General features: G+C 46.2%; 16 protein-coding genes. 11 read left to right on the plus strand and 5 right to left on the minus strand.

All coding sequences use genetic code 11. From position 1 onward, the window contains the following. Window positions 1-237: 237 nt before the first annotated feature. From AC1RJL_RS15765 to AC1RJL_RS15790, 6 genes are all read left to right on the plus strand, one after another. Window positions 238-858 carry an NAAT family transporter gene (locus tag AC1RJL_RS15765; RefSeq protein WP_492915730.1) on the plus strand — a complete coding sequence of 207 codons (621 nt, stop codon included), beginning with the start codon at window positions 238-240 and terminating at the stop codon, window positions 856-858. Window positions 859-1,055: 197 nt separating this feature from the next. Next, the gene (locus tag AC1RJL_RS15770; RefSeq protein WP_492915732.1) at window positions 1,056-2,684 is read left to right on the plus strand and encodes a pectate lyase; all 1,629 of its coding nucleotides are present in this window, start codon (window positions 1,056-1,058) and stop codon (window positions 2,682-2,684) included. A gap of 177 nt (window positions 2,685-2,861) precedes the next feature. After that, complete coding sequence (speA, locus tag AC1RJL_RS15775; protein ID WP_492915734.1) at window positions 2,862-4,781, plus strand: biosynthetic arginine decarboxylase; 1,920 nt, start codon at window positions 2,862-2,864, stop codon at window positions 4,779-4,781. Window positions 4,782-4,858: 77 nt separating this feature from the next. Beyond that, window positions 4,859-6,058 carry a saccharopine dehydrogenase family protein gene (locus tag AC1RJL_RS15780; RefSeq protein WP_492915736.1) on the plus strand — a complete coding sequence of 400 codons (1,200 nt, stop codon included), beginning with the start codon at window positions 4,859-4,861 and terminating at the stop codon, window positions 6,056-6,058. Between the two features lie 102 nt (window positions 6,059-6,160). Continuing rightward, window positions 6,161-7,348 (plus strand): carboxynorspermidine decarboxylase, encoded by a 1,188-nt coding sequence (gene nspC, locus AC1RJL_RS15785; RefSeq protein WP_492915738.1) that lies wholly within the window; start codon window positions 6,161-6,163, stop codon window positions 7,346-7,348. Between the two features lie 86 nt (window positions 7,349-7,434). Beyond that, a complete protein-coding gene (locus tag AC1RJL_RS15790) occupies window positions 7,435-7,938 on the plus strand; it encodes an RNA methyltransferase (RefSeq protein WP_492915740.1) in 504 nt (167 codons plus the stop codon). Here the strand turns inward: AC1RJL_RS15790 and AC1RJL_RS15795 are convergent. From AC1RJL_RS15795 to AC1RJL_RS15805, 3 genes are read right to left on the minus strand one after another with little or no spacing between them, the layout of a single operon-like run. Continuing rightward, window positions 7,928-8,341, minus strand: a complete 414-nt coding sequence (locus AC1RJL_RS15795) for a hypothetical protein (protein WP_492915742.1) — start codon at window positions 8,339-8,341, stop codon at window positions 7,928-7,930. The two genes, AC1RJL_RS15790 and AC1RJL_RS15795, sit on opposite strands and share 11 nt — an antisense overlap. 20 nt (window positions 8,342-8,361) lie before the next feature. Then, window positions 8,362-9,123 carry a TSUP family transporter gene (locus tag AC1RJL_RS15800; RefSeq protein ID WP_492915744.1) on the minus strand — a complete coding sequence of 254 codons (762 nt, stop codon included), beginning with the start codon at window positions 9,121-9,123 and terminating at the stop codon, window positions 8,362-8,364. Window positions 9,124-9,159: 36 nt separating this feature from the next. Next, window positions 9,160-10,536, minus strand: coding sequence for a class II fumarate hydratase (locus tag AC1RJL_RS15805; RefSeq protein WP_492915746.1), 1,377 nt, complete (start codon window positions 10,534-10,536; stop codon window positions 9,160-9,162). A gap of 148 nt (window positions 10,537-10,684) precedes the next feature. On the opposite strand from AC1RJL_RS15805, the gene uvrB reads away from it, so the two are divergent. The 4 genes from uvrB to AC1RJL_RS15825 all read left to right on the plus strand — a co-directional run bounded on the left by uvrB (window position 10,685) and on the right by AC1RJL_RS15825 (window position 16,087). Beyond that, a complete protein-coding gene (gene uvrB, locus AC1RJL_RS15810; RefSeq protein WP_492915748.1) occupies window positions 10,685-12,697 on the plus strand; it encodes an excinuclease ABC subunit UvrB in 2,013 nt (670 codons plus the stop codon). Window positions 12,698-12,807: 110 nt separating this feature from the next. Beyond that, on the plus strand, window positions 12,808-13,809 hold the full coding sequence (locus tag AC1RJL_RS15815; protein ID WP_492915750.1) for a hypothetical protein: 1,002 nt from the start codon (window positions 12,808-12,810) through the stop codon (window positions 13,807-13,809). 15 nt (window positions 13,810-13,824) lie between these two features. After that, window positions 13,825-14,238: a hypothetical protein gene (locus tag AC1RJL_RS15820; RefSeq protein WP_492916590.1), complete on the plus strand. Its 414-nt coding sequence runs from the start codon at window positions 13,825-13,827 to the stop codon at window positions 14,236-14,238. 382 nt (window positions 14,239-14,620) lie between these two features. Next, entirely contained in the window at window positions 14,621-16,087 is a 1,467-nt protein-coding gene (locus tag AC1RJL_RS15825) for an amino acid permease (RefSeq protein WP_492915752.1), read from the plus strand. Window positions 16,088-16,171: 84 nt separating this feature from the next. Here AC1RJL_RS15825 and AC1RJL_RS15830 read toward each other — a convergent pair whose 3' ends face one another. Next, window positions 16,172-17,254 carry a Gfo/Idh/MocA family protein gene (locus AC1RJL_RS15830; RefSeq protein WP_492915754.1) on the minus strand — a complete coding sequence of 361 codons (1,083 nt, stop codon included), beginning with the start codon at window positions 17,252-17,254 and terminating at the stop codon, window positions 16,172-16,174. 217 nt (window positions 17,255-17,471) lie between these two features. Between AC1RJL_RS15830 and AC1RJL_RS15835 the strand changes: the two genes are divergently transcribed. Next, window positions 17,472-18,905, plus strand: coding sequence for an RsmB/NOP family class I SAM-dependent RNA methyltransferase (locus tag AC1RJL_RS15835; RefSeq protein ID WP_492915756.1), 1,434 nt, complete (start codon window positions 17,472-17,474; stop codon window positions 18,903-18,905). Window positions 18,906-18,924: 19 nt separating this feature from the next. Here the strand turns inward: AC1RJL_RS15835 and AC1RJL_RS15840 are convergent, their stop codons facing one another. Further along, on the minus strand, window positions 18,925-21,288 hold the full coding sequence (locus tag AC1RJL_RS15840) for a bifunctional serine/threonine-protein kinase/formylglycine-generating enzyme family protein (protein ID WP_492915758.1): 2,364 nt from the start codon (window positions 21,286-21,288) through the stop codon (window positions 18,925-18,927). Window positions 21,289-21,336: the final 48 nt, after the last annotated feature.

A 21,336-nucleotide genomic window follows, 5' to 3' on the forward strand; every position in this document is an offset into this window, starting at 1 on the left:
GTAATTTAAAGCCTAACGTGTAATCACGCTGGGTGCGTTTTATGGGAGGAGTAACGGTTGTTTCCATAATAGGTCTCTAATGTGTAAACCTATTTCAGGACGGGACATCAGGTTTCTGCGAAAAGGCGATCTTCGGATCGCCTTTTTTATTGTCATTTTAAATAGCCTGCACTACAGCAGTTGCTTTAAACCGGGCCTACACTCAAAAACAGGTTCCGCAGCAAAAAGTTTAATAACATGCTGGAAATAACTGAATACACCAAATTCCTTATTGGCCTGCTGGCGATTGTAGACCCGCTCGGTGCGATCCCCGTGTTTATAGCACTCACTGTGCATCAAAACAGAGAGCAGCGACATAAAACGGCGCGCCTTACGGTCGTCTCGGTATTTTTCGCATTGATGATCGCCTTGTTATTCGGTGAATGGATTCTCTGGGCTTTCGGCATCAGTGTGGATGCCTTTCGCTGTGCAGGTGGCATTATCTTGTTGCTGATGGGACTGGGAATGTTGCAGTCGCGCGGCCACACACTGGCAGAGATTGAGGCTGCGCAGGATGAAACTATCGCTTTGGTACCGCTCACTATGCCATTGCTCGCCGGCCCGGGTGCGATGAGCGCGGTGATTGTCTATGCGCACCAATCCAATTCAGTTACCCATTATTTATCCATCACTTTTTGTATTTTGTTGGTGAGCGCCTCGCTGATGTTGTGTTTTAAGTTTCTGCCCTGGTTTAGTGAACATCTCAGTAAGCGAAGTATTGTTATGTCCACTCGGGTGATGGGATTGTTATTGGTGGCGATTGCCGTGGAATTTATAGCTGGTGGTATTAAAGGGATGTTTCCGTATTTGACGGCATAGGCAGGTCACGGACGAAACACCGATAAAAAATGTTAAGCGACTACACGATAGTAGGGATGACGCTTATTATCACCGCAAAGCCCCTCTCAAGTATTACTTATAAAAACGGTGCTAAGTATTTCTCAGCAAAGGCTTTTCGGTCGCAAAATTCATAACCATAGAATCTATACCCGGATATCTATAATTAGAGAGCGGCTATGCGTATCATCAACCAGAACTTGATCCTGCTTGTTTTCCTTGCCCTTGGTTATACCGGCTCTGTGCTGGCTGCCCCCACGCTTGAGCAAACACAAAACACCATGAAAACTGCCTCCCAATTTATGTTGGATAAGGTGAGTTATCGCGGCGGTTTTGTCTGGTCTTATCTGCCTGATTTTTCCCGTCAGTGGGGTGAGCTTGAGGCGCGTCGCTCCATGATCTGGATGCAACCGCCGGGTACCGCAACTGTGGGGCATTTGTTGCTCGATGCCTATCATGCGACTGGCGATGAGTTTTATTACCTGGCCGCCGAGCGGGTGGCGGGAGCGATTATCTATGCGCAGCATCCGAGTGGTGGTTGGAATTATGTGGCCGATTTTAATGGAGAAGCTGCACTCAAGGATTGGTACGCGACTATCGGTAAACAGGCGTGGCGGTTGGAGGAGTTTCATCATTATTACGGTAATGCCACCTTTGATGATGTTGGCACTGCAGAGGCGGCAAAATTCCTGTTGCGCCTCTACGTTGAAAAGCTTGATCCCAAATACCGCCCTCCGCTCAACAAAGCTATCGACTTTATGTTGGATAGCCAATATCCGATTGGCGGTTGGCCACAACGTTTTCCTTTGATGCATGACCATCCGACCAAAGACCAACCTGACTACACATCTTTCATCACTTTTAATGATGATGTTGCTGCCGAGAATATCGATTTTCTGCTGATGTGCTATCAACTGCTGGGCGAAGCGCGGGTGCGTGAATCAGTTATTCGTGCAATGAATAGCTTTCTGGTCACCCAAATGGGCCAACCGCAACCTGGTTGGGCATTGCAGTACACAACTGAGTTGGTGCCTGCCGGGGCGCGCTCTTACGAACCAAAAGCCCTGCATACGCCGACAACGGCCGAAAATATCCAGCAACTGATTAAGTTTTATCGGATGACAGGTGAATCAAAGTTTCTCGCCCGCATTCCGGATGCGCTGGACTGGTTGGATAGTTTACAATTGTCTGCAAAGGCAGAATACGAGGGGCGTAACCACCCATCATTTCTTGAATTGGGCACCGATAAACCGCTATTTACACACCGGCGCGGCGCTAATGTGAGTAATGGAGAATATTACGTCGATTACACACCGGGCAATATGTTGGCCCATTACAAGTCCACCAGTAGCATTAATGTGACTAAATTACGCGCCGCTTATAAGTCAACATTAGCGCTTAAACCAAGACAAGTGACTGCAAATTCGCCGCTTAAAGCGATGGGTAATGTTGCGCTGCCAAAATATTTCACGCTCGGCAAGGTGAGCGTATCCGATTTAAACTTTCGCGCGCAAAAAAGCGTTGAAGAAAAAAAACTTCCCGATCAGGCTGCAGAATTGATCAACGGACTGAATAAACAAGGCTACTGGCCGACACCACTGTATTACACAACCAACCCATATAAAGGCACTGCGCCAGCCAAAAATGCCACCATCATCACCAATGAGTATGCTGCTACTATGGTTGGCGATGAGTGGGATACTTCGCCATATCCGGTTGAAAATCCGGTAATGGGGATTTCTACTGGCAATTATGTTAAAAATATGGGGATATTGATCCAGTATCTGCAACAAATTTCAGCTAAATAAAGCCTGCTTCACAGGCTAATTTCTATTCATATCGGCGCGATGCTTTATTTTTCACAAAAAATGTGGACAATTGCGCGCCATTTCCAATTTTCGCCATGGGCACTGATATCAATATCTATGCCTCCTGGTTTTTTTTACTTGCGGAAAAAGCCTGTTAATCACAAGGGGCGACATATTTTGAATAATTCAGAGCAATCAATCTCCTGGTCTGCGCGTAAGTCAGCTGAACTCTATGGCATTGACGAATGGAGCAGCGGCTATTTTGGCGTTTCACCACAAGGTGATGTTGTCGTGCGTGCACCAACCGCCGAAGGCGAAGTCAATGTGTCGATAATGGATATCGTCGATGGATTGCAACAGCGCGGTTTACAAATGCCGGTATTGTTGCGCCTTGAAAATATTGTCGATTCGCGTATCAGCATTCTTAATGATTCATTTGCGCAAGCTATTGCTGCAAGTAATTATCGTGGCCAGTATCGCGGCGCTTTTCCAATCAAGGTGAACCAACAGAGTCATGTGATTGCAGAAATTGTGCGGTTTGGTCAGCGTTACAACCATGGCCTTGAAGCAGGAAGTAAAGCAGAATTAATGATTGCGTTGGCCACGATTACCAATCGTGAGAGCATTATTATCTGTAATGGTTATAAAGATGCCGAATTTATTTCACTCGGTTTGCAGGCGCGCAAACTCGGATTTAAATGTTTTTTTGTGCTGGAAACCCTTACGGAATTGCAGTTTGTCATTGAACGTAGTCGCGCACTCGATATTGAGCCATTAATTGGGGTGCGGTTAAAATTGTCCACTAAAGTAGAGGGGCATTGGAGCGCGGATAGCGGTGACCGTAGTTTATTTGGTTTAAATACCAATGAATTGGTTACTGTGATTGATACATTGCGCGATGCCAATTTATTGCATTGTTTCCAGTTGCTGCATTTTCATTTGGGCTCACAAATTCCTAATATTCGCAGCATCCGCGCCGGTGTGTTGGAAGCCTGTCGCTATTACATCGAACTGGTGGGCGAGGGTGCTCCGCTCGGTTATCTCGATTTGGGCGGTGGTTTGGCAATTGATTACGATGGCACATGCAGTACCAACGGTCACAGCCGTAATTATTCTGTGCAGGAATACTGTATTGACGTAGTGGAATCGATTCAGGAAAGTTTGGATGCCCACAAAATTCCACATCCGACCATCGTTACCGAGTCAGGCCGTGCGACCGTCGCACATACATCAATTTTGTTATTTAATATTCTCGATGTAACCCACTTTGAGCCTATGGCTTTGCCTGAGGTCTTGCCCACCAATTGCCACGAAATGATTGCAAACCTGTGGTACACGCACAGTGTAATAAGCGTGGCTAATTTGCAAGAGTCCTATAATGACGTAATTTACTATCGCGATAAAATTCGCGATTTATTTAATTCCGGCGATATCAGTTTACGTCACCGCGTGTTGGGCGAAAATATTTACCTTGCCGGTCTGCAAAAAATTGTAGCTTTCTTGCCGCAACTGAAGCGTATTCCCGCTGAATTGGAAAGCTTGCCGCAATTGTTGGCGGATATTTATTATGGCAATTTCAGTGTATTCCAATCGCTGCCAGACTCATGGGCGATAGGGCAAGTCTTTCCGGTAATGCCAATTCATCGCTTGGACGAAGAGCCGACTCGCCAGGCAATCATTGCGGATTTAACCTGTGATTGTGATGGGAAATTGCAAAAATTTACCAGTCCTGAAGGTGAATCAACTACCTTGGCGCTTCACCCGATTAAGGCGGGTGAGGAATATTATCTCGGTGTTTTTTTAGTGGGTGCATATCAGGAAACCCTGGGTGATTTGCACAACCTGTTTGGCGATACCAATGTCGCCAGCGTGCGCATTAATGCCAACAGCAGTATTGATTTTGTGCACGAATTGCATGGCGATAGTATTGCAGATGTATTGAGTTATGTTGAGTATAAGCCGAATGAGTTGTATGAACAGTTTCGTCAAACCGCCGAGCAGGCTGTGCGTGAAGGTATTATCAGCGTGGCTGATCGCCAACAAATGCTCTCGGCCTATTCGGAAGGATTGCGCGGCTATACCTATTTTGAAAAATAATGAATGGTAGGTGTTAATCCAGTAGCGCAGTTATCGGTAAGAGATTTTATTTATAGATTGTTGTGGAGTGTAGATTAATGGCAAAAGTGTTAATTATCGGTGCGGGTGGTGTGAGCGGTGTTGTGGTGCATAAGTGCGCACAATTACCAGATATATTTTCAGAAATTGTGTTGGCAAGCCGCACTGAATCAAAATGTAAAGCTATTGCTGCGCAATTAAATCGCCCGATAAAAACAGCCCAAGTTGATGCGGATAATGTGCCCGAGCTGGTTGCATTGATCAACGCTGAAAAACCGGATCTGGTCATTAATGTTGCATTGCCTTATCAAGACCTGACGATTATGGATGCTTGTTTGGAAGCGGGTGTCGATTATCTGGATACTGCCAATTACGAGCCACTGGATACGGCTAAATTCGAATACTCATGGCAATGGGCCTATCAGGAGAAATTTAAGGACGCAGGTTTGACCGCGTTGCTTGGCTCGGGTTTTGATCCTGGCGTTACCAATGTCTATACCGCTTACCTGAAGAAACATTACTTCGATGAAATTCATTATCTGGATATTATCGATTGCAACGCGGGTGATCACGGCTTGCCTTTTGCGACCAATTTCAATCCGGAAATTAATATTCGCGAAGTGACCGCTAATGGTCGCTATTGGGAAAATGGTGATTGGGTAGAGACTGCGCCGCTCAGCATTAATCGTGTCTTTGATTTTCCTGCCGATATTGGTCCAAAGAAAATCTACATGATGTATCACGAAGAATTGGAGTCGCTTGTTAAACATTTCCCGGAAATTAAACGCGCCCGTTTCTGGATGACTTTTTCTGATAATTATTTAAAGCATCTGGAAGTGTTGGGTAATGTGGGTATGACAGGTATCGAACCTATTATATTTGAAGGCCGTGAAATAGTGCCACTGCAATTTTTGAAAGCATTACTGCCTGATCCCGCAAGTCTCGGCCCATTGACCAAAGGCAAAACCTGCATTGGCTGTTTTGCACAAGGCATTAAGGATGGTAAGCCGGTAGCGATGTTCGTCTACAATATTTGTGATCATCAGGAGTGCTATCGTGAAGTGAAATCCCAGGCGATTTCTTACACCACCGGTGTGCCTGCCATGATCGGGGCAAAAATGATATTGGAAGGTAAGTGGAAAAAACCGGGTGTATGGAACATGGAGCAATACGATCCTGATCCGTTTATGGAAGATCTCAATAAATACGGTTTGCCTTGGCAAGTGGTTGATGTCGATCCACGTGCAATAAACGGATGATTTTAATTTGTAGGTTGGGGTGAGGAACGAACCCCAACATGTCCACTCCACATATTGTGTTGGGGTTCGTTCCTCACCCCAACCTACATTGCTTATTTAAAAATGCAAAAACGCGAATATTTCACCCATTTTAATCCTGCCCGTGTGCCATCTCCCTGTTTTGTCATCGATAAAGCGGCGGTGGAAGATAATTTAAAAATCCTCAATCGTGTGCAACGTGAGAGTGGTGCAAAAGTATTAGCTGCACTCAAGGCATTTTCCTGCTGGAATCTCGCCCCTTTATTTCGTAAATATCTTTCAGGTACTTGTGCGAGTGGTTTGCACGAGGCGCGTTTGGGGAAAGAGGAATTTGGTGGTGAAGTTCATTGCTATTCTGCAGCCTATAAAGAGTCAGATTTGCTCGACATCTTAAAAGTTGCTGATCATGTTTTATTTAACTCATTTTCGCAATGGTCGCGCTTTAAATTCCTCGCTTTAAACGCGCAACAAGAACGACCCGAATTACAGTTTGGTATTCGTATCAATCCGGAACATTCAGAAGGTGAAGTTGCGCTTTATGATCCTTGCGCACCATGCTCGCGCATGGGGGTAACCATCGTACAATTTGAACAAGCGTTGCGTGATGATCCAAATATTCTGGATGGTATCAGCGGCTTACATTTCCACACGCTGTGCCAGCAGGATTTGCCGCCTTTGCAGCGTACCCTGGCTGCGGCAGAAGAAAAATTCGGCAAGTATTTTTCGCATATCAAATGGATAAATTTTGGTGGTGGCCACCATATCAGTCGGGAAGATTATCAAGTCGATGAATTGATCGAGCTGATTAAATCCTTTCGCGCTTGTCATCAATTGCAGGTGTATCTTGAGCCGGGCGAAGCAGTTGCACTCCGCAGTGGCGTATTGGTCGCTGAAGTATTGGATATCACCTGGAACACAATAGCGCAAGCAATTCTCGATACTTCGGCGACGTGCCATATGCCGGATGTATTGGAAATGCCGTATCGCGCGGATGTGCTGGGAGCAGGAATGCCCAATGAACTTGCGCATACTTATCGCTTGGGCGGTATGACTTGTTTGGCGGGTGATGTCATTGGCGACTACAGTTTCAATGCGCCTTTAACTGTCGGTCAACGTATAATGTTTGACGATATGGCTCACTATACGATGGTAAAAACTACCACCTTTAATGGCATTAATTTACCAACTCTCGCTATTTGGGATTCACACACTGATGAGTTGCAAGTGGTTAGAGAATTTGGATACGACGATTTCAAACAGCGCCTATCCTGATATGTAGGGGTGCCGCTCGCTGCGCCCAATTAGCTCAAGGCAACAGCGTCCTATTTTTAATCTTTAATTTCCCGTCAGGTTTCAGCATGAGTAAAAAATCAGCCCACATAGGTCTCGTTAATCCTAAAAGCCCCGCCAACGTCGGTATGGTAATGCGTGCGGCTGGCTGTTACGAAGCTGATACTGTTTTTTATAGTGGTGTACGCTTTGAGCGTGCGCAAAAATTTGCAACTGACACAAAAAATGCTAGCCGTAAAATAGCATTGGTCGGCATGGGGAATTTGCTCGATGACATCCCGCCAGGCGCAACCTTGGTTGCAATCGAATTGATTGAAGGCGCAACACCACTTATGGATTTTGTTCATCCCGATCACGCCTACTATATTTTCGGCCCGGAAGATGGGTCGATTAAAAAAGAGCTGTTGGATCACTGCGAACACGTGGTCTATATCCCTACTATCGGATGCATGAACCTTGCAGCGACTGTCCATGTAGTACTTTATGACCGCATGGCGAAATCGGACAGGGATGTGATCGAACAACGACCTGTTGCAGAGAATCGCGATGTGAATAATAAAATCAGGATTTAGCAGTAATTATTTCTTCTTCAATTAAATATTCTTCTTTTGGACTCTTTGGTTTTTTTTGTGTTTGTTCAGGAGGTCGCTTTATATTGGGGCACTTTCCGTGGCTTTCCAGCCAGTAGAGCGTATTTCCAACTAATGCAATCGATCCAGAGACAACCGCGCTTGTCGTTGTGACTAGCACTGATGTTGCAGCAGCCTCTATAAATTCTGCTTTACAACTATTTGTTATGCAGTCGATTTTATTAAACGCTTGCAGTTGTTCGGTGGTGAGTACGATCTTCTGGGTGGACACCATGCAATTTTCGTCATAACTGGCTACTTTTTTGGGCGTAACCACACAGGCAGCCAGTGAAGTGCTGATGAGGATTAATACCAGTCGGTAAAATGAATTTCTAAAGTCTCGCATGGGATTCCTGAGGTAATTGTTCAAATGCCGTATTGTTTGTACCAATACTGCCCTAACATGACTAAACAAATTGTAACGATCAGTATCCGCAACACTTTTGCATTCACTTTAAAAAGATAATGTGAGCCGACCCAAGCGCCTAGTATTTGCCCTGCGATCATCGTTAAACCTGCAACCCAAACCAGTTGGCCTGCAAAAATAAAAACAATTAATGAAGCAATATTGGTGGCGAAATTCAGCGGCTTAGCGGTTGCAGTTGCCTTGATTAATTCGAGGCCGCGCAAGCTAACACCTGCAACTGCCAGAAAAGAGCCAGTGCCTGGTCCAAACATTCCATCGTACATGCCGATAATGGGCAATACGGTCTTTTGGTAAAGGCTGGCTGACATCCTTGGCTTGGTTGATTCGAGTTTAAAATAAGGTGCGGTAATAAAATACACGGCAATTATCACTAGCACTAACGGGATGATAAAACCCAGTAGCCCGGCGTCAATGAATTGAACAATCACTGTCCCGATTGCTGAACCAATAAAAGCGGCAATCATCATCGGGTGTAATGCCTGCCAATGGATTTTTTTATGCTTAAACAATAGAAAACTTGCAGTACCGGAACCAAAAGTGCTTTGCAGTTTATTCGTGCCTAGTGCGGCTAGCGGTGGCACTCCTGATACAACCAGCGCTGGAACTGTGATCAAGCCACCACCTCCCGCGAGAGTATCCATAAAACCCGCAATGGCGGCGGCAAAAAATAAAAATACCAAAATCTCTAGCGGAAAATCCATTGTGGTTTCTCAGTCAAACACCGTACAGTTCAACAGTTACAAACCTCCGTGCGTCAACTTCTCCGGGTTTAGTAGTTGCTCCAACTCTTCGCGACTTATAGCGGTTTCTTCAACAGCAACATCGATAATCGCGCGTGCCTCTTTATAGGCTTTTTTGGCGATCGCAGCGGCTTTTTCGTAGCCTATAATGGGATTCAATGCAGTCACTAAAATCGGATTCTGCGCGAGGGATTGTTGCAAATTGGTGTGATTGACCGTAAATGTTGCGATGGTTTTATCCGCTAATTCGTTGCCCGCGTTGCTAAGTAATGCAATTGATTGCAATAAGTTGTGCGCGATCAATGGCAGCATAACGTTCAGTTGGAAATTACCTGATTGTCCGGCTATGCCGATGCTGACATCATTTCCCATTACTTGCGCGCACACCATACACACGGCCTCAGGAATAACCGGATTTACTTTCCCCGGCATAATTGATGATCCGGGTTGCAATGGTTTCAGGCTAATCTCTGCTAAACCGGCGAGTGGTCCGGAGTTCATCCAGCGCAAATCATTGGCAATTTTCATCAAGCTTACCGCCAATGTTTTGAGCTGGCCGGAGACCGCAACTGCGGTATCTTGCGCGCTCATGTGCGCAAAAAAGTTATCTGCCGGTGTAAATGATAATCCCGATGCTTCACTTAAATGTGTTGCAAATTTTTGCGCAAATTCTGCGTGAGCATTAATGCCTGTACCTACCGCTGTTCCGCCTTGCGCAAGGTTAAGCAGTTGCGGCAGAACCGTTTGCAGACGGACATAGTTACTTTCGATTTGGCTCGCCCAGCCGCCAATTTCCTGCCCAAAGGTCACGGGCATTGCGTCCATTAAATGAGTGCGGCCAGTTTTCACGACATCTGCCAGCGCCTCCGCTTTGCCCAGCATGCTGGTGTGCAATTCTTCAAGGGCAGGAAAAAGCTGCTGTTTAAGGGCAAGGGCGGCACTGATGTGGATTGCACTGGGAATCGTATCGTTACTGCTTTGGCTCATATTCACGTGATCGTTGGCATGGACCTTTTGGCCTGCGAGTTCGCTGGCGATATGGGCGATTACCTCGTTCACATTCATATTTGTACTGGTGCCGGAACCGGTTTGGAACACATCTACCGGAAATTGGTCCACATATTGTCCGGCGACGATACTGTCGCAGGCGGCACAGATCGCCCAGGCGATATCCTCGTCCAGTAATCCCAATTCACGATTGGTCAGGGCGGCTGCTTTTTTGATGTGTACCACCGCCTGGATAAATCGCGGGGGCAGGGTTAGGTTGCTGATGATGAAGTTGTCGAGCGCGCGTTGGGTTTGGGCGCCATAAAATGCGGTTTTGGGGACTTGTACCTCACCCATGCTGTCATGTTCAGTGCGAAACTCACTCATGGAAACCTCCTTGGGCTGCTGACATAGGTTGTCAGTTATAGGGATTAGTCTGCGTGGCCTGCAAGTCTAGCGAGTAATGGCAAGTGCCTGCCATCCTATTTGGGTAACTTTTCGCTACAATCCCTTTTTTATTCATTATTGAGTTCTTATGTCCAAGCAATTTGTTGTAAATAGTGAATTTGCGCCCGCGGGAGATCAACCCACCGCGATTGCCGGTCTTGTACAAGGTATAGAGGCCGGCTTGGCGCATCAGACACTGCTGGGTGTGACTGGCTCGGGTAAGACCTTTACCGTCGCCAATGTAATTGCACAGGTGCAGCGCCCCACGTTGATCATGGCGCACAACAAAACACTTGCGGCGCAACTCTATGGTGAGTTCAAAGAGTTTTTCCCTAACAACGCGGTTGAATATTTTGTCTCTTATTATGACTACTATCAGCCCGAAGCTTACGTTCCATCATCCGATACCTTCATCGAAAAAGACTCAGCCGTAAACGAGCATATTGAGCAGATGCGATTATCGGCAACCAAGGCGCTACTGGAGCGAAAAGACGCCATTATCATCGCATCGGTGTCGGCAATTTACGGTTTGGGTGATCCTGAAGCCTATATGAAAATGTTGTTGCATATAGTGCGTGGCGACAAAATCGATCAGCGCCAGATTTTGCGCCGTCTCGCTGAGTTGCAGTACACGCGCAATGATATGGAATTCTCCCGCGCAACCTATCGTGTGCGCGGCGAGGTAATCGATATTTATCCCGCTGACTCCGATATTGAAGCCGTACGCGTGGAATTGTTTGATGATGAAGTTGAGCAGATTTCGATTTTCGATCCACTCACCGGTGAGGTGTTGCAAAAAGTCCCGCGCTTTACGATTTACCCAAAATCGCATTACGTGACACCGCGCGAACAAATTCTGGATGCAATTGAAAACATCAAAGAAGAGTTGCGCGAGCGCTTGGAATATTTGCGTGAAAACAACAAGCTTGTCGAAGCGCAGCGATTGGAGCAGCGCACCCGTTACGATTTGGAGATGATGCAAGAGTTGGGCTACTGTAACGGCATTGAAAACTATTCACGTTATTTGTCCGGCCGTAATTCCGGTGAAGCACCGCCGACATTATTTGATTATTTGCCTGCAGATGCCTTATTGGTTATCGACGAAAGCCACGTAACTATTCCGCAAATCGGCGCTATGTATAAAGGTGATCGCTCGCGTAAAGAAACCCTGGTTGAATACGGCTTTCGTTTGCCATCTGCATTGGATAACCGCCCGATGCGTTTTGATGAATGGGAGCACATTGCTCCGCAAATGATCATGGTCTCGGCAACTCCCGGAAAATATGAGCAAGAAAATCAGGGGCAGGTAGTTGAGCAAGTCGTGCGCCCAACGGGACTTATTGACCCGCAAATTGAAATTCGTCCCGCGACTACACAAGTAGACGATGTGCTCTCCGAAATTCGATTGCGCGTAGTAAATGGTGATCGCGTATTGATTACTGTGCTCACCAAACGTATGGCGGAAGATCTTACGGAATACCTTGCTGAACATGGGGTGCGGGTGCGCTACTTGCATTCGGATATTGATACGGTAGAGCGCATAGAAATTATTCGCGATTTGCGGTTGGGTCAATTTGATGTGCTGGTAGGCATTAACCTGCTGCGTGAAGGTCTGGATATACCGGAGGTATCTTTGGTTGCAATTCTGGATGCGGATAAAGAAGGGTTTTTGCGTTCAGATCGCTCGTTGATCCAAACCATCGGCCGCGCTGCACGTAACATGAATGGTAAAGCAATTCTCTACGCAGACCGAATCACGGGTTCTATGCAACGCGCTATCGAGGAAACTGATCGCCGTCGCGAAAAACAAGTCGCGCACAATCTCGAACATGGTATTACTCCGAAAGGGATCAACAAAAGTATTGCCGATATTATGGAGGGTTCCGTTGCTCCCGGTGCCGGTGGCCGCAGTGCGCGTAACAAGGCAATGGCCATTGCAGAGCGCAGCGGTAAATACACTGTTGAAGTGAATCCGAAAGACATTTGGAAGACCATTGAGCTAATGGAAAAACAAATGTTCCAGGCGGCGAAAGATTTGGAGTTTGAAGTGGCAGCCAAGTTGCGCGATGAGATTGAGAAGTTAAAGAAAAAAGCAATGTAACCTGTCGAAGCTTTAGTTAAGTTGTTATGTTCATAAGAATAATTATCAAATAGAATGGGGCCACACAATAAAGCCTAAAAGGCTCCATTTTCTTGATGGAATAAGTTCAGATGAAGAGATTCTTATTTTCCCCCGTTTTTCTAATAATATTTTTATTTGGTGTGCCGCCCGCATTGGCAAGCGGATGGGTTGAATACACCTCACCTAATGTACAGCTTTATTCTGATGCTTCAGAAAGCCAGGCAACGAGTTGGATCGAGTCTCTGGAAAATCATGCCAATCTTGTGCAAGCGCTTGCGCCATCTCTGCAGATTGCAAAGGTTAAGGTCATTACCCACTCGGATTACGCGTTGTATCAGAAAATTAAACCGACCCAGAATGCAGGTGCATTTGTTGATCGTATCGAGGGTGACCAGTATTTGATGATAGGACGGGATATAAGACCAATAAGTGCAGATCTTAAAAAGCAGACGATTATTGATGCTTATTTGTGGCACTACCTGATGCAAGCTGCAATAGCTGAAAAATATCCTTTTTGGTACACCAGTGGGCTGCGAACAATCCTGAATGCAGCAGAAGTGCATGACAATCAGGCTACTATTAGTGTGATACGTAGCTTTACAGCCATTCCTTCGGCAGCAATTCCGCTTGAACCTCTTATCTTCGGCGATAAAAGCGCATCCTCAAATCCATTTTATAAGCTTAACGCTGGTGCTGCGGTGTATTATTTTTTGTTTGGCTCACTTGATAACTATCCAAACCATCAGCAGCAAGTTGCTACCTACCTTGCACCGCAAACACCTAAAACCAAAGAGGGATTCGAGCAAGCATTTGGTCAATCGATTGTTGCTGTGCAAGAGTCTTATGATCGTTATTTGGCGGAGCCGTCACTCAAGGCTGCTCGCCTGAAATTCAATGGTGCTCAGAGTAGTATCGGAAAGCGCAAGCTCAGCAATGATGAGTTAGGTCATACCATGGCGCGAGTGCTCATTCATCATAATGAATATGATTATGCGAAAAAATATTTAAAGAAAATTAATAAAAATTCTCCCCAGTATGCTGATATCGCTCTCTATTTCCAAAAGCATGAACAAGAATTACAGATGTTTTAGGCAGCAGAAAAATCACTGAAAAATAATCCTGATAATGCCGAACTGCAGGCGCAACTTGCCAATTATTATTCGGAGCAAGCCAAGATTTCCCCAGTAAAAGAGCAGCAGAGTCTCATGCAAAAAGCCATTGAATACGCTGAGCGCTCTTTGGCTCTTGCCCCGGGCAATAAAGACATGCACGTTGTTCTGCGTTTTGCTTACAACAGACTGGGAAATCAAGACAAGGTGTTTGAACACATCAAGGCTTATCATCAGTTAGCACCGAATGATGCCAGTATCAACTCGGTGATGGGGACTTGTTACTTGAGGGAGAGAAATTATACTGCGGCGCGTACCTATCTGAATCGCGCCTGTGAGCTTGATAAAGGTTATTGTGAAATGGCTCGTTTACGAATTGAGGAAATAGATAAGCTAAGTGCGGTGGATTGATGCCAATAGTATTCCTATTTTAAAGCAGCAGGGTTATTCTGTGCTGCAATGCTCCATGAATAAATATAAATGATGACGGCTCCGCTTTATCTCGTTTTTGATGGTTAGAAATAAACGGTTGTTAATAATAATGATGTAATTGCGTGGTGATTTTTTGCCATCCAAATGTACCTTGATGCACTTTATCTGTGCGTAAAAATACCCTGTTTGAAATGCGTTGGTTCTGGATCGCTTGCTGTACTTGCTATAAGCGTTCATTTGGCGTAGCTGCGGATTGAGCAGGATTTTTGCATGGTTTCAGGTGTTTTGCTCTCGCAGTAACTGATTGTGGGATTGGTGGAATCTTGGTGCACTTATAGATGAGGCTTTGTCGGAGAAAAATATGAATAAAATGTGGGCTCGCAAATCAGTTGAATCGCTACGCGATGAAGTGGATGGTAATGAGCGTGGGCTGAAGCGTTCGCTCGGAGTCTGGAATCTGATCGCGCTGGGAATAGGGTGCATTATCGGTGCTGGAATTTTTGTCCTGAGCGGACATGCTGCCGCCTCAAATGCCGGTCCTGCTGTTGTTATATCATTTATCGCGGGTGCCATTGTCTGCGTATTTGCCGGCTTGTGTTACGCCGAGTTGGCGTCTTCCGTTCCCGTCGCAGGTTCTGCTTACACCTATGCCTACGCTTCACTGGGGCAATTTATTGCCTGGATGATCGGCTGGGATTTAATCCTTGAATACGCGCTGGGCGCAACAACCGTTGCCATAGGTTGGTCCGGGTATGTGGTCAGCTTTTTGAAAAATTTTGGTATTTATATCCCCGCTGCGTTGACGCAAGGCCCTTGGTCATACAGCGCTTTGAGCGGAGAATGGATGGCGACCGGCAATATTATTAATTTACCCGCAGTTCTAATTGTGTTGATAACCTCATCGTTGCTGGCCATAGGTACACGTGAATCTGCGCGAGTAAATGCGGTGATTGTGGCAGTGAAACTGTTGGTTGTTATTACATTTATTGTATTAGGATGGAATGCGGTGGATCACCAGAACTGGGTAACCGTCGGTAACCCGGATGGTAATTTTGTTCCGCCGGTTGATAGCTTCGGTAATTTTGGGTGGGGTGGAGTATTAACCGGTGCCGGGGTGGTGTTTTTCGCCTACATTGGTTTTGATGCTGTTTCCTGCGCTGCACAGGAGGCAAAAAATCCACAGCGCGATATGCCGCGCGGTATTATCGGTTCGTTAATAATTTGCTCGGTACTTTACGCACTGGTTGCTTACGTACTTACCGGATTGGTTCCCTACGATAAACTCAACGTACCTGACCCTATCGCGATTGCTATTGATACCTTGGGTATGGCTTGGTTATCACCCATTGTTAAATTAGGTGCGATTGCTGGCCTTACCACGGTTGTACTGGTGTTGTTATTAGCGCAAACCCGTATTTTTTATTCCATGTCGCGCGATGGCTTGTTGCCTGGCATTTTTTCAGATGTCCATAAAAAATTCCGCACTCCTTTTAAAGCCACATTTTTTACCGGTCTTGTTGTTGCTATTCTCGCGGGTATTTTACCGATGGGATTGGTGGGAGAGTTAGTGAGTATCGGTACCTTATCGGCATTTGTTATTGTTTGTATTGGCGTGTTAATGCTGCGTAGAACTCGTCCTGATTTGCAACGTCCTTTCCGCGTTCCCGCTATTTGGTTTGTTGCACCGGCCGGGGCATTCTCTGCATTATTCCTGATGTCAGGCTTACCACTTGATACCTGGTTGCGGTTATTGGTATGGATGGCTTTGGGTGTGGCAATTTATTTTCTTTACAGCGCGCGCAGAGTAAACTCCCGACAAGAACTGTAAAAATAAAATGCCAGAGGATTATTATTTGGTTTCAAACGCGACTAATGACAGCGCTTTGATAAAATATTCATGCTGGTTTGCGTATTACAAGACAATACGCTTACCTTCTTTTGCGGATTTAAAAATTGCCTCCAAAATAACAATATCTTTCATGCCTTCTTCACCGGGAACAATCACTGGTGATTTATTCAAGATTGCAAGCGCATCATTATCCATTTGCTGCGCTTGCTGATTTTCCGGTGATGCTTTAAGTATAGCGCCACTGCTGGTTTTTCCCTTTACGCCGGAATAGGATTGGAAAGGACTCAATTCATACCAACCGGATTCACAATCTGCCCGGAGCAAATTCATATTTTTCGCATAACTGGTGGTGCATTTCGCGCGCGCGCCACTGGCATATTCCAATTCAAAAACTGTTGTTTCATCGACATGTTTATAAAGCTCACGGATGCTTTCCATGTGTGCTGTTACGGCGATGGGTTCTTCGCCAGCAGTGTAGCGCGCTGCATTCAATGGATAGACACCCATATCGTACATAGCGCCGCCACCGAGTTTAGGGTCAGCGCGCCAACTGTAGCCGGCATTGCCACTGTTATAACCTGCCTCAGCGGTGATTGTCTGGATTTTTCCGTAGGGTTTTTCTTTGGCAAGTTGCATAATTCGCCGGGTATTTGGCTCATGTTGCATGCGATAACCAATAGTTAATTGCACTTTGTTTTTCTTGCACACATCAATCATCGCCTGACATTCTTTTTCACTCATCGCCATGGGTTTTTCACACCACACATGTTTTCCGGCATTGGCGGCAATTTCAGTAAATTTTTTGTGCGTTCCCGTCGGCGTTACTATGTACACCACATCAATATCCGGGTTGTTGGCAAGTTGGTGCATGTTGTTGTAGTTATAAATATTGTAATCAAGCAAATTATGTTGTTTTTGCCACACCGGAATTTTTTCAGGCGAGCCAGTTACAATTCCAGCGAGATAACAATGCTGCGTGAGCTGCAATGCCGGAGCCAGGAGGTCGCGGCTGTAATAGCCAAGGCCGACCAAGGCAACACCGACACGTTTTTTAGGGAAGGTGTTGGCAAATAATGGCGCGGCAGTTGTCGCAAGCCCCAGTGCACCAAAGGCTTTTATAAGTTCGCGACGGGTAAGTTGTGCCATTGATCTTGCTCCTCAAATATTTATTTGTTTAGTTGTAATCCCCATCGCCGGTTCAAGCAAATTGCTAAACAAAAAATTACCTGCGTTAAATAATCTAAAAATATCAATGGGCTACTTATCTTGCTTAAGTGAATAAGATGTAAACCTGAGGTACCACTGGTAGAATGCACTCTTTTTGGGGCTTTCCGGGCTCCGATCCCGATAGTGGCACCTTTATATGCAATCCTCTCCTAATCCCTCGTCAAAACACCTTACTACCGACTATGAAGATTCCCGCCTGGTTCCGCTTTGGCGTGCCTGGCTGGAAGTGGCGGGAAGTATGCCGCTGGATAAGTGGCTGAAAAATACAGTGCGCCAATATGCACATTCAGGCCCGACCTCCATGCCCGAGTATGATGAGGTCAAAAAGCACAATAAATTCAAGATACCGAAAATCCTTGCAGCTGATGCGCAGCCAGAAGCTGTTAATAGTGCCGCACTGAGTTTGGCTATGTTTTCGGCATTGCGTTTCCAGCAGCTGGCTACGGCGTTGGAGTTTGCGTATCGCAATCAAAATAACGCGATTGATTGGTTGCAATGGGATTTGGATTGGCAGCATCGCGATATGCAATCCATAGCACCGATTTCTTTTTGGTATTGGATTCAGTTGCGTGTGAACGGCGATCAGCCGAAAAGAAACCTGGCGCAACTGCGCGATGCCGAAGAGCGCCGCCAATTTTTTAATCAATTTATTATTCAGGTAACACCGGTCAATATGCCTGTGTATTTGCTGTGGTATGGTTTGCGTCCACAGTGGAACGATTTGCTGGCCGCGCGCAAAAAAGCGAGTGAATGGGATGATAAAACCTTGCAGCATTTCATTCAGCAGCAAGTTACAACACCGCCATTGTGGTTGCGTGTGCAAAAAAATAGTGATGTTGCTGTTGTGTGCAACGGATTGCAGCGTCAAGGCGTAAAAGCGCAACTCGATGGGCAACAGCGTTTATCCGCGCGTGGTGGTGTAGGTGTGCACTCAACCGATGAATATAAAACCGGTGCAGTAGAAATCCAGGATATTGCCAGCCAGCAAATCGCCTTAACTGTCGCCGCAAAGCCAGGTCAAAAAGTATGGGATGCCTGCGCCGGTGCGGGTGGAAAAACCCTCGCCATTGCAGCGCAAATGAACAACAAAGGTGCATTGGTTGCGACTGATTTACACGAATATAAATTGGATGAATTAAAACGCCGCGTTAAGCGCGCTGACATTTTTAATGTGCGCGCTTTTACCTGGGCTGGATTGGAACCTTTGCGTTTGCCTAAAGAAATTGCGCAGCAAAAAGGATTTGATTGGGTGTTGATCGATGCACCCTGCAGCTCTGCGGGAACCTGGCGGCGCAACCCCGATGCGCGCTGGCGTTTTGATGCCAGGGACACTCAAGAGTTAATTCAGTTACAACGACAATTACTTACGAATGCTGCGCCAGCAGTCAGGGCGGGTGGGCATTTTGTATATGCAACATGCAGTTGGCAGGTCAGTGAGAATGAACAGCAAATTGAATGGTTTGTACAACAGCATCCCGATTTCACAATTCAATCACAGCGCATTTTAGGCGTGCCCGAATTGGATGCGGATACGATGTTCGTTGCAGTCCTGGTTCGTAATAGCCGATAAAGTTATTCGGTGGTGATGGTTACTTTAACTCCATCACCACACGAAAACCCAAATGCGCATCAAAAATCTCAGCGTGGTGATAATCGCGGATGTGATTGGCAAGACGCTCGGCATTGTCCTTTGCTGATCCTCCGCGTACGACATGCGCGTCGCAGCTTTTCAGGATCATTGCCTGGCCATTTTTAGGATGCTGGGTATAGTTCTCGGCGAAACAATCTTCCACCCATTCTGCGACGTTACCGGCGGTGTCGTAAACACCAAAACCATTTGCCGGATAACTTCCAACCGGCGCTGTTTTTGCCCCAAATAAACCGGAGAATTTGCTATTGCAGCCACGGCGACAATTGGCTTTTCCGGCAGATTCCTTAACCTCATTCCCCCACCAAAACAGCGTTGTAGTATCGGCGCGGGCAACATATTCCCATTCGGACTCTGTCGGCAATCGGTATTTTTTTCCGGTAGTTTCGCTCAGCCATTTTGCATAAGCGCGAGCATCTTCAAGGCTTACATTAATCACCGGACGATTACCGCGCCCCCAGCGATTATCACTCGGCAATGTGCGCTTGGTTGCTTGGGCAAACATATCGTAATCGTCAAAGGTGATTTCGTATTTGCTCATTGCAAAAGGTTTGCTGATGACCACTTTATGCACCGGCATTGTCATAGGATTGTCTTTATTGCCCATAAAAAATTCGCCAGTGGGAATGCTGATCATGTCAGGTCCCTGGCTTTTTATGGATGTCACAACCTGGCTGCTAATTTCATCGCCTGGTGCAATGGTTTCGCTTAATGAAAAGGTAGGTGCTAGCGGTTGATCAACAATCTCAACCCAGGTGCGTTGGGTATCGTAGCCCGCTTGACTAACTTCAATCTGATAGCGACCTGCAGGTAATTGAATACCCGGTTCATATCGTTCAGGAATATTCATTATGCGCACCCGTGCTTGCGCCGGTGACGTTTTTACCGTGAGTGCATAAGTGACGAGTGGTGCGCTACTTGCCGCTGATGATGCATGTTCCGTTGGTATAGCAGCCATGCCGATAGACGCTGCTATTGGTGTATCGCCTGCATCGCTTGCAGCAGATGAGGCTGCATTATTACTTGAATTGGCATTATTTGAGACAGTTGCAATAACTGTAGTTTCATCCGGGTTAGCTACTGCTGTCGTCGGGACAATACCAAATAGAGTCGCTGTTGCGATTGCCAGTTTTCCTGCAGCAGAAGTGTTTTCGTTAACGCCAGCGTTTTTTGTGTACCAGATACTGAATCCAATCCAGCCTATTACAACAAGGCTTGCTGCTATTCCCAGTTTGGCAAATGAAGCATTTTTTTTGCTGAATACTTCGTGAACTTGCGTTGCCATTTCTGCGCGTACTGTGAGTGCTGGCGTATGTTGCGCATTAAAAAAGATTTCAGTAATTTTAGTGGCAGGGCGCTGATAAAATCCTCTGCCTGGTGTCCAGCGTATCGCCCTGATTTTATTCCAGCGCCAGCGCACTGCATTGTAAGTTGCAGAGATTAAGGCTCGCGCTAAATTTATTACCGTTAAATCGGCAGGATGAGTTGCTGTGGTACTCGGTGCACGATAATTTTTTTCCAGGTCTTCAATCGCTGCAATCAAATCACGTCCGCGTTGAAAGCGTTGTTCAGGATCTTTTGCCAGTAATTTTTCCAGGATTTTCTGGTAAGCCAAATATTGCATTGGCAATTTCGGGATTGGTGCGCTGATATGTTTGAGCGCGATAGTAACTGCTTCATCGCCCTGATAGGGAAGGGTGCCGGTGAGCATTTCGTAAAATACGATGCCCAAACTGTAGAGATCAGAGCGACCATCGACGGTGTTGCCCTTGGTCTGTTCCGGGCTCATGTAATGGGGTGTGCCGACAACTGTGCCCACATGAGTCATGCGTGAATTAGTGGCCAGGCCGCGTGCGACACCAAAGTCGGACAGCACGGCAGAATTATCCGCGCGAAATAAAATATTTTCCGGTTTTATATCGCGATGGATATAGCCTTTTTCATGCGCGTGATCCAGTGCACTGGCGATCTCGCGGGTAATGCGCAATACTTCTTCGCCACTAAGTCCCGTACCCATTTTATCGTGCACTGAGCCATTGGGCAGGTAATCCATGGCGATGTAATTTAAATCGTCGTGACGACCGATATCGTAAATTGCCACAATATTGGGATGGGATAATTGTCCAACGATGGTTGCTTCACGTTGGAAGCGTTCACTAAATGCAGGATCATTGTTGAGTTGCGGATTCATTACTTTTAGTGCAACAACACGCCCCACGCTGATTTGGATCGCGAGGTAAACTGTGGACATCCCACCCTGGTTAATTTTTCTTATCACCCGATAGCCGGGAATCTGCATTGCCATATCAAATCTGTATCAAGATCAATTCTTTAATTTAATTTTTGCCGTTGT

Source organism: Cellvibrio sp. GW822-FHT04B05 (assembly GCF_058800985.1).

What these genes read in the sequence shown, in the direction of transcription:
- nspC (WP_492915738.1), top strand. Translation starts at nt 6,161, where the DNA reads ATGCAAAAACGCGAATATTTCACCCATTTTAATCCTGCCCGTGTGCCA.
- AC1RJL_RS15840 (WP_492915758.1), bottom strand. Translation starts at nt 21,288, where the DNA reads ATGGCAATGCAGATTCCCGGCTATCGGGTGATAAGAAAAATTAACCAG.
- AC1RJL_RS15790 (WP_492915740.1), top strand. Translation starts at nt 7,435, where the DNA reads ATGAGTAAAAAATCAGCCCACATAGGTCTCGTTAATCCTAAAAGCCCC.
- AC1RJL_RS15770 (WP_492915732.1), top strand. Translation starts at nt 1,056, where the DNA reads ATGCGTATCATCAACCAGAACTTGATCCTGCTTGTTTTCCTTGCCCTT.
- AC1RJL_RS15835 (WP_492915756.1), top strand. Translation starts at nt 17,472, where the DNA reads ATGCAATCCTCTCCTAATCCCTCGTCAAAACACCTTACTACCGACTAT.
- AC1RJL_RS15830 (WP_492915754.1), bottom strand. Translation starts at nt 17,254, where the DNA reads ATGGCACAACTTACCCGTCGCGAACTTATAAAAGCCTTTGGTGCACTG.
- AC1RJL_RS15805 (WP_492915746.1), bottom strand. Translation starts at nt 10,536, where the DNA reads ATGAGTGAGTTTCGCACTGAACATGACAGCATGGGTGAGGTACAAGTC.
- AC1RJL_RS15795 (WP_492915742.1), bottom strand. Translation starts at nt 8,341, where the DNA reads ATGCGAGACTTTAGAAATTCATTTTACCGACTGGTATTAATCCTCATC.
- AC1RJL_RS15800 (WP_492915744.1), bottom strand. Translation starts at nt 9,123, where the DNA reads ATGGATTTTCCGCTAGAGATTTTGGTATTTTTATTTTTTGCCGCCGCC.
- AC1RJL_RS15815 (WP_492915750.1), top strand. Translation starts at nt 12,808, where the DNA reads ATGAAGAGATTCTTATTTTCCCCCGTTTTTCTAATAATATTTTTATTT.
- AC1RJL_RS15825 (WP_492915752.1), top strand. Translation starts at nt 14,621, where the DNA reads ATGAATAAAATGTGGGCTCGCAAATCAGTTGAATCGCTACGCGATGAA.
- AC1RJL_RS15780 (WP_492915736.1), top strand. Translation starts at nt 4,859, where the DNA reads ATGGCAAAAGTGTTAATTATCGGTGCGGGTGGTGTGAGCGGTGTTGTG.
- uvrB (WP_492915748.1), top strand. Translation starts at nt 10,685, where the DNA reads ATGTCCAAGCAATTTGTTGTAAATAGTGAATTTGCGCCCGCGGGAGAT.
- AC1RJL_RS15765 (WP_492915730.1), top strand. Translation starts at nt 238, where the DNA reads ATGCTGGAAATAACTGAATACACCAAATTCCTTATTGGCCTGCTGGCG.